Annotated in this window: 14 protein-coding genes and 1 riboswitch; of the genes, 8 read left to right on the top strand and 6 right to left on the bottom strand. The window is 44.2% G+C overall.

Features of this window, described 5'->3' with window-relative positions:
* Window positions 1-416: 416 nt before the first annotated feature.
* On the bottom strand, window positions 417-1,700 hold the full coding sequence (bioA, locus tag OCV20_RS10900) for an adenosylmethionine--8-amino-7-oxononanoate transaminase (protein WP_086773721.1): 1,284 nt from the start codon (window positions 1,698-1,700) through the stop codon (window positions 417-419).
* A gap of 158 nt (window positions 1,701-1,858) precedes the next feature.
* Between bioA and bioB the strand changes: the two genes are divergently transcribed.
* From bioB to bioD, 4 genes are read left to right on the top strand one after another with little or no spacing between them, the layout of a single operon-like run.
* Window positions 1,859-2,911, top strand: a complete 1,053-nt coding sequence (gene bioB / locus OCV20_RS10895; RefSeq protein WP_016792500.1) for a biotin synthase BioB — start codon at window positions 1,859-1,861, stop codon at window positions 2,909-2,911.
* Window positions 2,898-4,109, top strand: a complete 1,212-nt coding sequence (bioF, locus tag OCV20_RS10890) for an 8-amino-7-oxononanoate synthase (RefSeq protein WP_086773719.1) — start codon at window positions 2,898-2,900, stop codon at window positions 4,107-4,109. The genes bioB and bioF overlap by 14 nt, the downstream gene beginning before the upstream one ends.
* Window positions 4,110-4,913: a malonyl-ACP O-methyltransferase BioC gene (bioC, locus tag OCV20_RS10885; RefSeq protein WP_086773718.1), complete on the top strand. Its 804-nt coding sequence runs from the start codon at window positions 4,110-4,112 to the stop codon at window positions 4,911-4,913.
* The gene (gene bioD, locus OCV20_RS10880) at window positions 4,910-5,593 is read left to right on the top strand and encodes a dethiobiotin synthase (RefSeq protein ID WP_048617718.1); all 684 of its coding nucleotides are present in this window, start codon (window positions 4,910-4,912) and stop codon (window positions 5,591-5,593) included. The genes bioC and bioD overlap by 4 nt, the downstream gene beginning before the upstream one ends.
* A 114-nt stretch (window positions 5,594-5,707) precedes the next feature.
* Here bioD and OCV20_RS10875 read toward each other — a convergent pair whose 3' ends face one another.
* A complete protein-coding gene (locus OCV20_RS10875) occupies window positions 5,708-5,875 on the bottom strand; it encodes a hypothetical protein (RefSeq protein WP_017078977.1) in 168 nt (55 codons plus the stop codon).
* A gap of 277 nt (window positions 5,876-6,152) precedes the next feature.
* Between OCV20_RS10875 and htpX the strand changes: the two genes are divergently transcribed.
* Window positions 6,153-7,016: a protease HtpX gene (gene htpX / locus OCV20_RS10870; RefSeq protein WP_048617716.1), complete on the top strand. Its 864-nt coding sequence runs from the start codon at window positions 6,153-6,155 to the stop codon at window positions 7,014-7,016.
* A gap of 261 nt (window positions 7,017-7,277) precedes the next feature.
* On the opposite strand, the gene purB is transcribed toward htpX, so the two are convergent.
* From purB to mnmA, 3 genes are all read right to left on the bottom strand, one after another.
* Window positions 7,278-8,648 carry an adenylosuccinate lyase gene (gene purB, locus OCV20_RS10865; protein ID WP_086773716.1) on the bottom strand — a complete coding sequence of 457 codons (1,371 nt, stop codon included), beginning with the start codon at window positions 8,646-8,648 and terminating at the stop codon, window positions 7,278-7,280.
* Between the two features lie 143 nt (window positions 8,649-8,791).
* Window positions 8,792-9,409: a high frequency lysogenization protein HflD gene (hflD, locus tag OCV20_RS10860; protein WP_019822494.1), complete on the bottom strand. Its 618-nt coding sequence runs from the start codon at window positions 9,407-9,409 to the stop codon at window positions 8,792-8,794.
* A 47-nt stretch (window positions 9,410-9,456) separates the two neighbouring features.
* Window positions 9,457-10,593 carry a tRNA 2-thiouridine(34) synthase MnmA gene (gene mnmA / locus OCV20_RS10855; protein WP_048609389.1) on the bottom strand — a complete coding sequence of 379 codons (1,137 nt, stop codon included), beginning with the start codon at window positions 10,591-10,593 and terminating at the stop codon, window positions 9,457-9,459.
* Window positions 10,594-10,797: 204 nt separating this feature from the next.
* On the opposite strand from mnmA, the gene OCV20_RS10850 reads away from it, so the two are divergent.
* Window positions 10,798-11,067 (top strand): hypothetical protein, encoded by a 270-nt coding sequence (locus OCV20_RS10850; RefSeq protein ID WP_010439986.1) that lies wholly within the window; start codon window positions 10,798-10,800, stop codon window positions 11,065-11,067.
* A 102-nt stretch (window positions 11,068-11,169) separates the two neighbouring features.
* Complete coding sequence (locus OCV20_RS10845) at window positions 11,170-12,474, top strand: inosine/guanosine kinase (protein ID WP_017065317.1); 1,305 nt, start codon at window positions 11,170-11,172, stop codon at window positions 12,472-12,474.
* A 194-nt stretch (window positions 12,475-12,668) separates the two neighbouring features.
* Here OCV20_RS10845 and OCV20_RS10840 read toward each other — a convergent pair whose 3' ends face one another.
* Window positions 12,669-13,079 (bottom strand): H-NS family histone-like protein, encoded by a 411-nt coding sequence (locus tag OCV20_RS10840; RefSeq protein ID WP_017060262.1) that lies wholly within the window; start codon window positions 13,077-13,079, stop codon window positions 12,669-12,671.
* 364 nt (window positions 13,080-13,443) lie between these two features.
* Window positions 13,444-13,621, top strand: a riboswitch (Lysine riboswitch).
* A gap of 112 nt (window positions 13,622-13,733) precedes the next feature.
* Here OCV20_RS10840 and OCV20_RS10835 point away from each other — a divergent pair.
* The gene (locus OCV20_RS10835; RefSeq protein ID WP_086773715.1) at window positions 13,734-15,326 is read left to right on the top strand and encodes a Na+/H+ antiporter NhaC family protein; all 1,593 of its coding nucleotides are present in this window, start codon (window positions 13,734-13,736) and stop codon (window positions 15,324-15,326) included.
* Window positions 15,327-15,347 lie beyond the last annotated feature (21 nt).

Here is a 15,347-nt window from a genome sequence, read left to right as displayed (position 1 = left end):
CGGTCTGCGTTGCTGTCTTGCACGATCGACAAAACAGAGAACTCTGTTTCTACCAAGTTGATACAAGCTTTCGTTACTATTTATTATCTAAGTACAGTCGAATTGAATTAGCTGATTGGATTCTAGAATGAATCGAATGAGGAAGATCATCATAATATCCGACAAAAAATAGCTTGTATTTTAAGCGGCTATTGACCCGATAGGTAACACTCTTTTGCTAATTCTTTTTATGGAGAGGATTAAATTTATTTGTGAGATTCTTCAGGGTGGAATCATAGATAAAATATCAGTTTGAGATGTTCTTATTGGTTTTCTGATTATTTGCCTTGTGACTAAGCCACCTTTAGCACTCTAAAGGCGGCGTTTCGGCTTATATACTTATAAATTTTCGGAATTTCTATTTGGCTTTATTTATATCAATTTGACTTGAAGCAAGCTGATCGTTGTAGAGCTTTATCAATGGCTGAAACAAGTTTCTCGATATGCTCAGGTTCGCTGATAAATGGAGGCATCATATAAATTAGCTTACCAAATGGACGGATCCAAACGCCTTGCTCTACAAAGTGAGCTTGGATGGTTTCCATATCGACAGGTATGTGGGTTTCAACGACGCCAATCGCGCCCAGCCAACGGACGTCTTTGACAAGATCATGCTCTCGCAACGGTGGTAGCAACTCAGAGAAAAGCTGTTCAATCTGCTGAATCTGATTTTTCCAATGACCTTGCTCGATGATGGATAAACTTGCCGCACCGACTGCGCAAGCCAACGGGTTGCCCATAAAGGTTGGTCCGTGCATAAAGCAGCCCGCTTCACCGCCACATACGGTGTCGGCGACTTCTTTACTCGCAAGCGTCGCTGACAATGTCATATAGCCACCAGTTAAAGCCTTGCCTACGCATAAGATGTCCGGTTGAACATCGGCATGCTCACAAGCGAACAGTTTCCCTGTACGGCCAAACCCGGTCGCAATCTCATCCAAGATCAGTAATACATTGAATTCATCACACAGTAAGCGAACCTGTTTTAGGAACTCAGGATGGTAGATGCGCATGCCGCCAGCCCCTTGCACGATAGGCTCTAAGATCACGGCTGCGACTTCTTGATGGTGTGCTGCCAGCTTTTCTCGAAAGCTGTTTATGTCGTTAGCGTCCCATTGTTCCCAAAAACCTGTTTTTGGAGAATCAGCGAAAATGTGTTCAGGCAAAAAGCCTTTGTAGAGGCTGTGCATTGAGTTGTCAGGGTCGGTCACTGACATCGCCGCAAAGGTATCACCGTGGTAACCATCTCTTAGTGTGAGGAACTTTGAACGAGGTTGTCCTTTAGCGTGCCAATATTGCAGTGCCATTTTGAGGCTAACTTCTACGGCTACTGAACCTGAATCGGCCAAAAATACATGCTCAAGATTACTTGGCGCGAGTTTCAAAAGCTTCTTACATAAATCGATAGCGGGTTGGTGGGTGATACCACCAAACATAACGTGTGAAACCTTATCAATTTGACTGTGAGCGGCGGCATTTAGCTCTGGATGATTGTAGCCGTGGATGGTTGACCACCAAGATGACATACCATCAATAATTCGTTTTCCGCCTTCTAATTCTAGGTAAACACCGTCTGCGTTGGTGACTGGGTAGCAGGTCAGAGGTGTTAACGTTGATGTGTAGGGATGCCAGATATGCTGGCGATCAAAGGCGAGATCCATAGTAACTTCCATTCTTGGTGTGATTAAAAAATAACCAGATGTAAACTTTTGATATTATCAATGTGTTGACAGTCTAAAGCTTGTCGGTAGACTAGCCAAGCATAAATGCAATCTCTATTGATAGAGATGAAACATCAAATAATAAAAAGGATCGACACGTGGAAGTTCGTCATGACTGGACAGTTGCTGAAGTAACAGCGCTGCTTGAAAAACCGTTTATGGATTTAATGTTTGAAGCTCAAGTGGTTCATAGACAGTACCAAGAGCACAACCACGTGCAGGTGAGTACGCTTCTATCGATTAAGACCGGTGCTTGTCCTGAAGACTGTAAGTACTGCCCTCAAAGTGCTCACTACCGAACGGATGTCGACAAAGAGCGCCTAATGGAAGTAGAGCGTGTTTTAGATGCAGCGCAAAAAGCCAAGAACGCAGGCTCGACTCGTTTCTGTATGGGCGCGGCATGGAAAAACCCGAAAGAACGCGATATGCCTCACCTGACTGATATGATCAAAGGTGTGAAAGGCATGGGTCTAGAAACTTGTATGACGCTAGGTATGTTAACGCCAGATCAAGCCGGCGAGCTAGCGGATGCAGGTTTGGATTACTACAACCACAACCTTGATACGTCTCCTGAGTTCTACGGCAGCATCATCACCACTCGTACTTACCAAGATCGTTTAGATACGTTATCCCACGTGCGTGATGCCGGTATGAAGATCTGTTCTGGTGGCATTATTGGTATGGGCGAAAGTACCAATGACCGTGCAGGTCTACTGGTAGAGCTAGCGAACCTTCCGGTACACCCTGAGAGTGTACCAATCAACATGCTCGTGAAAGTGAAAGGCACACCGATGGAAAACGTCGATGATGTTGAATCTTTTGACTTCATTAAGTTGATTGCGATTGCTCGTATCATGATGCCAATGTCTGCGGTTCGTCTATCTGCAGGTCGCGAGAATATGAACGAACAGATGCAGGCGATGTGCTTCATGGCTGGCGCGAACTCTATCTTCTACGGTTGTAAGCTACTGACTACGCCAAACCCAGATGAAGACACGGACATGCAGCTGTTTAAGAAGTTAGGCATCAACAGCCAACAAGTGGCTCAGAAGCCTGATGAAATTCAAGAAAACGAACTGTTAGATCAAGTGGTGGAGCGCGTTGCTGCTCGTCCAACGAAAGATGACATGTTCTACGATGCCACTGTTTAAATCCCGTATCAAAGATGCCCTTGTTCAACGCCGTGAACAGGGGCTAACTCGTCAACTCAAGGTACTCGAAAACAGTAATGGCCCTTTGCTTACTTGCGAAGGCTCTCGCTTTATTAATTTTTCGAGTAATGATTACCTAGGCTTGGCGAACGACTCTGAATTGGTAGAGGTGTGGCAAGCGGGACTTTCTCAGTATGGTACTGGCAGTGCGGCATCGCCATTGGTCACGGGTTTTAGTCCTGCCCATCGAAATTTAGAAGCTCAGCTGTGTGAATGGTTGGGTTTTGAACGTGCCATTCTCTTTAGTTCTGGTTTCAGTGCCAACCAAGCCTTGTTGTTTTCTCTGCTCGAAAAAGACGACTCTCTGCTGCAAGACAAGCTTAATCACGCCTCTTTGATGGAAGCGGGGATGCTTTCACCTGCAACCATGAAACGCTTTAAGCACAACGATACGCAACATCTAGAGTCGCTATTGAGTCGCTCTCCGCAATCGTTAGTCGTGACTGAAGGTGTGTTTAGCATGGATGGCGACCAAGCTCCTCTCGAGCGTATCTCTAGCCTGACAAATCAATACGACAGTTGGTTGGCGGTTGATGATGCCCACGGTATCGGTGTGTTAGGTGATAAAGGGGCAGGGAGTTGCAGTGCGGCACAAATCTCACCCGATATTCTAGTCGTCACTTTTGGTAAAGCATTTGGCCTATCTGGTGCTGCTGTTTTGTGTTCGTCAGAAGTCGGTGACTATCTAACTCAGTTTGCTCGTCATCATGTTTACTCTACGGCAATGCCACCCTCACAAGCGGTGGCTTTGTCTCATGCCTGTAAGATGATTCAAACTCAAGAATGGCGCCGAGAAAAGCTGACTGAGTTAGGGGTTCTTTATGCAGAGCAGATGAGCGGCTTGCAAGGCTTTGTGGATACTCAGACTCCGATTAAGCCATTTGTGATAGGTGAAGCTCAGGCAGCATTATCTATCGCTGAAGAGTTAAAGCAAAACCAAGTTTGGGTGACCGCAATAAAGCCGCCAACCGTTCCTGCTGGAACCGCTCGATTACGAATCACGTTAACGGCTAACCATAGCCATGAACAGATTCTCCAGTTAACTAGGTCGTTGCATCAAGCCATTGAGCGAAACATCGACTTAAGCAATGAACCGGGTATCCATCCAAGCTTTGAATCAAATAAAGAGGCTCAGTAAATGTCACAAGAAGCAGTAGTGCATAATTACGTTGGCCAAGATAAGAGTGCGATTGCCGAAGCCTTTGGTAAAGCGGCAACAACCTATGACAAACACGCTGAATTTCAACGCGATGTTGGCCACCGATTACTGGATAAATTACCCAGCGATCTGTCAGGCTTTAAGGTGCTGGATCTAGGTTGTGGTACTGGCTATTTCTCAGAGCAACTTGTAAAACGAGGCGCCGAAGTGGTTTGCGCTGATCTTTCTGTTGGAATGTTAGCAACAGCAGAGAAGCGGTGTGGTGCATCGGTCTCTTTATATCAACAAGCCGATGCCGAACAATTGCCGTTTGAAGATGGGTGTTTTGACATCGTTTTCTCTAGCCTTGCGTTGCAATGGTGTGATGACTTGTCGTCGCCTTTGAGAGAGATGAAGCGTGTTACAGCGGCTGGTGGGTGTGTTATTTTCTCAACTTTGCTTGATGGGTCACTGTTTGAGTTGAAAAAGTCATGGTCCAAAATTGACGCACATCAACACGTTAACCATTTTATTACAATCAATCAGGTAAAAATTGCGTTAGCGCAATCTAGCTGTACGGTTCATCAACTAGACTTGCCCACCATCACCGTTTGGTACGACACTGCGTTTGAACTGATGCGCGACCTTAAAGGCATCGGCGCTAATCACGTAAGTGGTCGCTCACAGGGTTTAACAAGTCGCAGCATGTTGCAGCTTGTTGAACGGGAATATCGAGAGTTTAAAAACCATCAAGGTTTCTTGCCAGCAACATATCAAGTTTGTTTAGGGGTTATTCAATTATGATTGATGCATTATTTATTGCAGGTACGGATACCGAAGTGGGAAAAACTGTGGTTTCAAAAGCGATTCTTCAAGCTTTGGCCGCACAAGATTTATCGACAATTGGTTATAAGCCAGTTGCTGCAGGGTGTGAGAAATACCCTGAAGGTTTACGAAATAGTGATGCTCTGCATCTTCAAGAAGCGGCGACGCAAGATATTGCTTACGAAGACGTAAACCCGTATGCACTATTGTTACCGTCATCGCCTCACATCGCTGCAAAGCATGACGGTGTGGTGATTGATGAAGCCGTATTATCTGCAAAGCTGGAAGAGCATAAGCAAAACTCTGACATCGTATTAGTTGAAGGTGCTGGTGGTTGGCGTGTGCCGGTTTCAGATGACGAATACCTGTCTAGCTGGGTTAAGAAAGAGCAGCTGCCAGTAGTACTTACTGTAGGTATTAAACTTGGTTGTTTGAGCCATGCTCTACTAACGGCAGAAGCGATTCGTGCTGATGGACTAAACCTAGTAGGTTGGGTCGCAAACCGTATCAATCCAGGTACTGAGCACTACGCAGATATTATTGCGATGCTTGAAGATAAGCTAGGTGCGCCAAAGTTAGGTGAAATCCCTTACGTACCGAAAGCGAAGTCTAAGAACATTGGTAAGTACATTGATGTGCAGCCTTTGCTTGCGCTTTAATTACTACGTTATGTACTAAACAAGAAAAGGGCTGCGATTGCAGCCCTTTTGCTATTTTAAGCCTTTAGACCTCGAGTTGATAAACAACCGGTCTTTTAATAAACAAGCTTAGAATTAATGTTCTTTCGTCAGTCCCATTAAAGCTTGCTGAGTTTCTGTGATTTTTGTCTGTGCCGTTTGCGGTGTTAGGATTCCAATCTGCTTTTTCGCTTCTTCTTCAGTAATCCCTAGGTGACAGCACAGTAAATCGATAGCCATTTGAGTGTTAGTACCTTCAACCATGATCCTTCCCTTTTTGTACATGGACTAGCCAATAAATCATCTGAAGTCACTGTAAACGGATTGTTATATCGACACCATACGACTTAGGTCTAATAGAGTGGATTTAATTCGGATATGGTCTCGTAATCAAATGTTGCAATTTAATGCTTAACCTTGTTTTCTTAATCTAAGACTATATGTATAAGTAAGTATAAATCTTCAAGGTTGGAATCTATTGCTGTCTGCCTTGTCTATAACAATAAGTTTTATAAAAACAGCTTTCATGCGGAGATAAGTAATGAAGCGAGTAATGTTGTTCCTTGCAACCAACCTAGCGGTTGTATTGGTACTAAGTGTTGTTCTTAATATTGTATACGCAGTTACAGGTATGCAACCCGGTAGCCTCTCAGGCTTATTGGTGATGGCTGCGGTATTTGGTTTTGGCGGCTCATTCATTTCATTAATGATGTCGAAAAAAATGGCGCTACGCTCTGTAGGCGGCATGGTCATTGAAAGCCCACGTAACGAAACAGAACATTGGTTGATGGAGACGGTAAGCCGTCAATCTCAACAAGTTGGTATTGGTATGCCAACAGTGGCGATCTACGATTCGCCAGACATCAACGCATTTGCAACGGGCGCTAAGCGTGATGATTCATTGGTCGCAGTATCAACGGGTCTTCTGCACAGTATGACGCGTGACGAAGCTGAAGCGGTATTAGCTCACGAAGTTAGCCACATCGCGAATGGTGACATGGTGACCATGACCCTAATGCAAGGTGTTGTGAACACGTTCGTTATCTTCCTATCTCGTTTCATCGCCAACATTGTTGCGTCGAATGACAACGAAGAAGAGGGTGGCAGCAACATGATGGTGTACTTCGGTGTTTCTATGGTGCTGGAACTGGTATTTGGTTTCCTAGCGAGCTTCATTACCATGTGGTACAGCCGTCATCGTGAGTTCCATGCTGATGCAGGTGCAGCGCACTTGGTAGGTAAAGAGAAGATGATTGCAGCGTTAGAGCGTCTAAAGGTGAGCCACGAGCCACAACTAGAAGGTTCTATGATGGCGTTTGGTATCAACGGTAAGAAGTCTCTAACTGAGCTTCTAATGAGCCACCCGCCGCTAGATAAGCGTATTGCTTCTCTACGTAACATGTAATCTCTAAAGCTGCTTTCGTTAAGCGGTAATATGTATTCTAAAGGCTTCCTTCGGGGAGCCTTTTTTGTACTTGCTGCTTAAGAAAAGGAACGGGTGTTTGTCTAATGCGGTTTGCAGTATTTGAATGCGGTAGGCTAATTGGAGAAGTCAGGTTAGATTGACGACGGTTGTTTTACTTAGGGGCTACTGTTCGAAACATTTGTTCTACGCAACAAAAAGGCTTCCACATGGGAAGCCTTTGTTTATTCGTTTGTTCGAATCTTACAGCTTGTCAGTCAGGTCGATTGCTTGACCGATGTAGTTCGCTGGTGTCATCTCTTTCAGGCGAACTTTCTCGTCTGCAGGGATTTCAAGACCGTCGATGAATGCACGCATGCCTTCGCCATCTACACGCTTACCACGAGTTAGCTCTTTTAGCTTCTCGTATGGCTTCTCGATACCGTAACGACGCATTACTGTTTGTACTGGTTCAGCCAGTACTTCCCAGTTCTTGTCTAGTTCAGCAAGTAGCGCCTCACGGTTAACTTCTAGCTTGCTAATACCTTTCAGAGTTGAAGTGTATGCAATGATTGCGTAGCCAACACCAACACCTAGGTTACGAAGAACCGTAGAGTCAGTTAGGTCACGTTGCCAGCGAGAAACTGGAAGTTTTTGTGCCAGGTGGCTAAATACTGCGTTAGCTAGACCAAGGTTGCCTTCAGAGTTTTCGAAGTCAATTGGGTTAACTTTATGCGGCATTGTAGAAGAACCGATTTCGCCAGCAATAGTCTTCTGCTTGAAGTGACCAAGAGCGATGTAGCCCCAAACGTCACGGTCGAAGTCTAGAAGGATCGTGTTGAAACGAGCAACAGCGTCGAATAGCTCAGCGATGTAATCGTGAGGTTCGATTTGAGTTGTGTACGGGTTCCAAGTTACGCCAAGAGATTCAGTGATGAACTCTTCGCTGAATTGGTGCCATTCAACTTCAGGGTATGCAGAAAGGTGAGCGTTGTAGTTACCTACAGCACCGTTGATTTTCGCTAGGATCTCAACGCTTTCGATTTGCTTGAATTGACGTTCCATACGGTACGCAACGTTAGCCATCTCTTTACCCATAGTAGAAGGAGAAGCTGGCTGACCGTGTGTGCGAGAAAGAAGAGGAATATCACGGTATTCGTTCGCAAGAGCTTTGATAGCATCGATTACGTTACGAATTTCTGGAAGAATCACTGTGTCACGAGCTTCTTTAAGCATAAGCGCGTGAGATGTGTTGTTGATGTCTTCAGAGGTACATGCAAAGTGAATGAATTCGTTAACTGCGTGAAGCTCAGGAACGCCAGCAACTTTCTCTTTCAAGAAGTATTCAACCGCTTTAACGTCGTGGTTTGTCGTGCGCTCAATCTCTTTGATACGCAGAGCATCTTCTTCGCTGAAGTTAGCGGCTAGTTCATCAAGAAACTGGTTAGCTTCTGCACTGAACGCTGGTACTTCTTTGATTGCATCAGTTGCTGCAAGCTTTTGTAACCAACGAATTTCAACGATAGAGCGGTACTTTAGTAGTCCAAACTCACTAAAGATGCTGCGTAATGCAATAGTCTTACTTCCGTAACGGCCGTCTACTGGTGAAACAGCAGTCAATGCTGACAGTTCCATGGTGTTCTCCTGAATTGAGTTTTCTAAATTTTGAGAGGTTTATACCAGTAACAATCTCAATTGTCACGCACATTGCGCAATCGTTTGCGTGAGAGTTGTATTGATACAAAAAACAAGCTCGCGACGAGGCGCGAGCTAATTAATTACATTCGAGCTAGTAGGATTTGAGCCTGCTCGATCATCTTCTTGCGACCGAAGATAAGATGGCGACGTTTGCCACCAACCTGGCGCCAAAGAACAGCGCTTCGAATTCCTGACAGAAGGAGTGCACGAACTTTGTGCTGGCTCGATGTCTGTTGAAGTACCGCTGGCGTACCAGAAACCTGAATACGTGGGCCAATAGGGCTCACAACATCAAGGTAGATGCTCGCTAGGTTGCTGATCATTTGCTCGTCAAACAGATCAAAATGTTCAGTTTGGCGTTCTGCAGTTTGAATGCGATCGCCAAGCTGAGACATAGAGTCGTTACGAGAAGATAGCTTACGCTCAAGAGCCATCAAGCTGATGATGTAGCGAGTAATATCGCTACCAGCTGGAGTACTATCGATACCTTTTACTAAGCACTCAAGGCCAAGCTTTAGGTTCGCTTCACGTCCAAATACGCCCACGGTGTTCGCCGGGTTGGTATTTAAAATAGCATTGAGTGAAGCTTCGAAGGCATCTTTATCACAATGGCCGTCTTTCGCTACTTGTTGAACCAAAGCCACTGCTTGGCAAATTCCGGCGAAAGCAATAGTACGGTCATAAAGTGTATTAGCCACGTAGTAACTCCTAGTTGTCTTCTATCGTATGTTGTTCGTCGATTTGATTAGATGCGCTTTTCGATGATACCGCCACCAAGACAAACGTCGTCTAGGTAGAACACTGCCGATTGACCTGGGGTCACAGCAATCTGTGGTTCATCAAAAATAACCTTAATGTTCTCATCATCAATTGGGATGATTGTACAAGGAATATCGGTTTGACGGTAACGTGTTTTTACCGTGCATGTCATAACTTCAGTAATTGGTGTGCGATTTACCCAGTGAAGCTGAGAAGCGATCAAACCTTCTGATTTTAGAAGAGGGTGATCTTTACCTTGAACTGCGATCAGAACATTACGCTTCAGATCTTTTTCACCAACAAACCATGGTTCTTCGTTACCGCCGCCACCTTTAGTGCCGCCAATATGAAGGCCTTTACGCTGACCTAGCGTGTGGTACATCAAACCTTGGTGTTGACCAATCACTTGGCCTTCAGGTGTTTCGATGTTACCCGGTTGTGCTGGTAGGTATTTGCCAAGGAACTCAGTGAACTTGCGCTCACCGATAAAGCAGATGCCTGTTGAATCTTTCTTCTTCGCTGTGATCAAGTCTTGCTCTTCAGCAATACGTCGCACTTCTGGCTTCTCTAATTCACCGACAGGGAATAGGCTGCGTGCCACTTGATCTGAGCTTAGCGTGTATAGGAAATAGCTTTGGTCTTTGTTGCTGTCTAGACCGCGTAGCATTTCTGGTTTTACGCCAGCATCAAGCTCTTCTTGAGTTGGGAAAGTACGACGAACGTAGTGACCCATCGCAATGTAGTCTGCGTCTAGCACTTCATCCGCAAACTCTAAGAATGCTTTGAATTTGATTTCTTTGTTACAAAGAATATCTGGGTTAGGTGTACGACCTGCCTTGTACTCTTCAAGGAAGTATTCGAATACGTTGTCCCAGTATTCTGCAGCAAAGTTGATAGTGTGAAGGTGGATACCTAGTTTGTCACATACCGCTTGAGCATCAGCAAGATCTTCAGCTGCCGTGCAGTATTCTTCGTTATCGTCTTCTTCCCAGTTTTTCATGAAAAGGCCTTCTACCTGATAGCCTTGTTGCTGAAGAAGATACGCCGATACTGACGAATCTACACCGCCGGACATACCGACAATTACTTTCTTTTCGCTGTTTCCAGAGCTGATATCTGACATGTCTAAACACCGTTACTATTACTTGGTCGCAGATTCTAACAGAAAGAGAAACGCCGTGACAGATCCGAGACCGGAATCACAGTTTCATTTGCACAAATAGTGCGCTGACTTTGTTAGAGAATCGCATGAGAGCGAGGTGAGTCGCTAGGATGTCAGAAGTATATGTGGCATAGTCGCTCGAAATCCAAGACCTGAGATAAAAAAATGTCTGAACAAAACGAATTTATGCAAGAAGAAGAGCTGATTGAGATTATCGAGAACCAGCTTGAAGATGGCGAACCAGTGAAAGTGAAAGAGACGTTGATGCGTTTAATGATGACTGGCACTCCACGTGAAGAAGCAATTGCGGCTATGGCATGTGCACTGGCAATTGAAGTATTTGACGTTATGAAAAACGGCGCGGAGTTTAATCAAAAACGTTACGCAGAGCATTTAGGCATGCTGCCTGATTTAAGCTTTATGGAAGGCGAATAAAAAAAACCTTCAGCAAACGTTTGCTATAGTTTGAAAGATTGCCGCGTTAAATATAGCGCGGTAGAATCCGCCACCTATTTCCCCTTGACTTAGACTAGCCCTATGAAATTCCCTGGACAACGTAAATCAAAGCACTACTTTCCGGTTCACGCTCGTGATCCTCTAGTGAGCCAAGCTCAAAGCAGTAAAAGAATGTCACGCACTCATATTATCGGTATTGACCAAACATTGGTGGATATTGAAGCAAAGGTGAGTTCTGAACTTATTGAGAAGTATGGTTTGAGCAAGGGACATTCACTGGTTATTGGCGACGCAGCCGCTGAATCTTTATATCAAGAATTAAAAGAACAGTGCCTGATTACCAATGAATACGCTGGTGGCACAATTGGTAACACATTACACAACTATTCAGTGTTAGCGGATGACCGTTCTACACTGTTAGGTGTAATGAGCCAAGATATTAAGATTGGTAGCTACGGTTACCGCTATTTATGTAATACATCAAGCAGAATGGATCTGAACCATTTACAAGGGGTAGATGGCGCAATTGGTCGCTGCTTTGCATTAATTACAGAAGACGGTGAACGTACTTTCGCAATCAGCGAAGGACAAATGAACCAATTAAAACCAGAAAGCATTCCTGAAAAAATCTTCAAAAGTGCTTCTGCTTTAGTTTTAACCGCTTATTTAGTTCGTTGTAAGCCAGGTGACCCGATGCCTGAAGCAACAATGAAAGCGATCGAATACGCGAAGAAATACGATGTGCCAGTCGTTCTTACACTAGGTACTAAGTTCGTCATTCAAGATGATCCAGAATTCTGGAAAGACTTCCTTGAGCAACACGTAACGGTTGTTGCAATGAATGAAGACGAAGCGGAAGCATTAACGGGTGAAAGCGATCCACTGGCTGCATCAGATAAAGCGCTAGAGTGGGTAGACCTTGTTCTATGTACTGCGGGACCTGTTGGCCTATTTATGGCTGGTTATACAGAAGATGCAGCTAAGCGTGAAACGTCACTGCCTTTACTTCCAGGTTCAATTGCTGAATTCAACCGTTTTGAATTTAGCCGTCCTGCGCATAAAGATTTATGTGAAAACCCAACTAAAGTGTATTCGCACATTGCACCATACATGGGTGGTCCAGAAAAGATCAAAAATACCAATGGTGCAGGTGATGCTGCGTTATCAGCTTTATTACATGATATGGCTGCTAATAAGTACCACAAGGAAAACGTGCCTAACTCAAGTAAGCACCAACATTCATTCTTGACGTACTCTTCGTTCTCACAAGTTTGTAAATATTCTAACCGTGCTAGCTATGAAGTGTTGGTTCAACACTCTCCACGTTTATCTCGTGGCCTTCCTGAAAGAGAAGATAGCCTAGAAGAAGCGTACTGGGAAAGATAAGTTACTTTCTTTAATCAGTAGTACTATCAGTATCAGTTAGTTTCTAATACTGGTAGTACAAATATAAAAAAGGCTCCGAAAGGAGCCTTTTTTGTTTCTGAATATATTGAAGTCGTAAATAATACTTTGGTCGACTTAAATATTAATTCTATTGCTTAGCGTGTAATTGATTACTCACTAAGTAAACTAAATGTTTAGATAGCAAACTCTTCTAGAGATTTACCAGCATCTAGCTGTTCTTGGATAGCTGAAGGCGTACGGCCTTGACCTGTCCAAGTCTTCTCGTCGCCGTTTGCGTCTACGTATTTGTATTTCGCTGGGCGAGGAGCGCGTTTAGCTTTTGTTGTTTTAGATTTTGCTTCACCAGAAAGTGCAGCAATAAGATCGGCAACATCAATTCCGTCTTTTGCAATTTGTTCAGCAATAGCAGAAAGCTTAGCTTCTTGCTCTGCTTTAGCAGCACGTTCTTCAGCTTCAGACTCTTGACGCTCTTGTACAACAATAGTCAGCTTGTCTAGCGCTTCTTCAAGTTGCTCAAGAGTTAATTCACGTGAGAACGCACGAAGGCTGCGGATATTTAATAGAGTTTTTGTTAATTCAGACATGATATTTTCCATCAAGGTAAACTAAATAATCTTCCTAATAATAAACAGAGCCTAGGAATAAAACAAATAGTATTTCTTCTATTACATATTTAAATATAAAAGTGAGATGAATAGTTGAAAATTCAGAGCCGTATTTCTATCGAATTTATAATAATTATTAAGATTATCTTAAAAACTGATATGTGACTGGTGGAGTAGTTAACTTATGTAGACTATTCTCTTATTGATTAGTTCATTAGCAAAAAGCTATTTTTCTCGGAATGATATGTTGCATTGTTGCTCTTGATGGGTACAATTGCGGCTACCTGATGCGAGGTATTGGTTAATTTGTTGTTAAACTCTGGTTTACACGGTTAATAATGTTATCGCACGTAGAGGTGCAATTATAAAAAGTAACTTCCGTTGGGGTGATGCCAATGAACGGGAATGAAAGGTGTAATTGCCGAAGTAAATTGTATATCTAAGCAATTTGCTGGGGTTGTGCTCAATAGGTACAACACTGCCATAGTCTTAATTTTAAACTATGGAGCGCTACTGTAGGGTTGGGTGAAGTGTTCACTTCCCTTTCGCTTAGTTCAACATGAGCTTGGTCAGCCGTATCAAGTTTGTCTGCAGTAGATCTCTAGCCAAATAAAAAACTGGTTTTTGAAGATCATGAATTTAATAGATTTTGCAACATCACCTTTATCTTTGCTTCCGCCCCTTGTGGCTTTGAGCCTTGCTATTGTTACCCGCCGTGTATTGGTTTCTTTGGGTGTCGGTATCATCATGGGTGCGATTCTACTTGCTGACTACTCAGTAGGTAACGCAGCTAGTTACGTGTTTACTAAAGCATCTGGTGTTTTCATGGAAGATGGTGGCATCAACACTTGGAACATGAGCATCATTGCATTCCTAATTATTCTTGGAATGACAACGGCATTATTAACACTGTCTGGCGGTACTCGCGCATTCGCGGAGTGGGCACAGTCTCGTGTTAAGAGCAAACGTGGTTCAAAACTACTTGCTGCTTTCTTAGGTGTATTCATCTTTGTTGATGACTACTTTAACAGCCTAGCGGTTGGTGCTATCTCTCGTCCTGTAACAGACCGTTTCTACGTATCTCGCGCTAAGCTTGCTTATATCCTAGATTCAACGGCTGCTCCTATGTGTGTGATCATGCCTGCTTCTAGCTGGGGTGCTTACATCATCACTATCATTGGTGGCATCTTAGTAACGCACGGTGTGACAGAGTATTCTGCACTGGGTGCTTACGTTCGTCTTATCCCAATGAACTTCTACGCTGTATTCGCACTACTAATGGTGTTTGCAGTGGCATGGTTCGGTCTAGACGTTGGTAAGATGCGTGAGCATGAGATCGAAGCATCTCAAGGCCGTGGCTTTGAAGGCGACAACGATCAAAAGCAAGCTCACGATCTAAACGAAGAGCTAGATATCGAAGAGAGCGAAAACGGTTCAGTTTCTGATCTGGTTATGCCAATCGTATCGCTAATCGTAGCGACGGTTGCCGCGATGCTTTACACCGGTGGCCAAGCGCTGACTGCTGATGGTCAAGCGTTTAACCTTCTAGGCGCGTTTGAAAATACAGATGTAGGTAAGTCACTTGTTTACGGTGGCGTTATCGGCTTAATCGTTGCTCTAGCAACTGTATTCAAACAGAAGCTGTCTATGGCAGACATCGCAAGAACGATGTGGATTGGTGCAAGCTCTATGTTTGGCGCTATCCTAATTCTTGTGTTCGCTTGGACTATCGGTTCTGTAATCGGCGACATGAAAACAGGCTCTTACCTATCGTCTCTAGTAACCGGCAGCATTGATTACCACTGGCTACCCGTTATCTTGTTCCTTCTAGCTGGCATTATGGCTTTCTCGACAGGTACATCTTGGGGTACGTTCGGTATCATGCTACCTATCGCGGGCGACATGGCTGCGGCATCTGACATCGCGCTAATTCTGCCGATGCTAAGTGCGGTTCTAGCAGGTGCTGTATTTGGTGACCACTGTTCTCCAATCTCAGACACAACGATTCTGTCGTCTACTGGTGCTCGTTGTAACCACATTGACCACGTATCGACTCAGCTTCCATACGCGCTGTCTGTAGCGTTCGTATCGTGCATTGGTTTCATTACCCTAGGTATGACATCTTCAATTGGCATCGCATTTGGCGCAGCGTCTCTAACGTTTGTGGCTGTATGTTTTGCATTGGCTTACTTCTCTCGCTGCAAAATGGCGACGTGCAAAAGCTAAAACTGAAAGCTAATCAGTAAA

This window comes from Vibrio coralliirubri (genome assembly GCF_024347375.1).
GTDB lineage: Bacteria > Pseudomonadota > Gammaproteobacteria > Enterobacterales > Vibrionaceae > Vibrio > Vibrio coralliirubri.
Note: the sequence above shows the minus strand (reverse complement) of the source record. Positions and strands in the feature narration are given on the sequence as shown.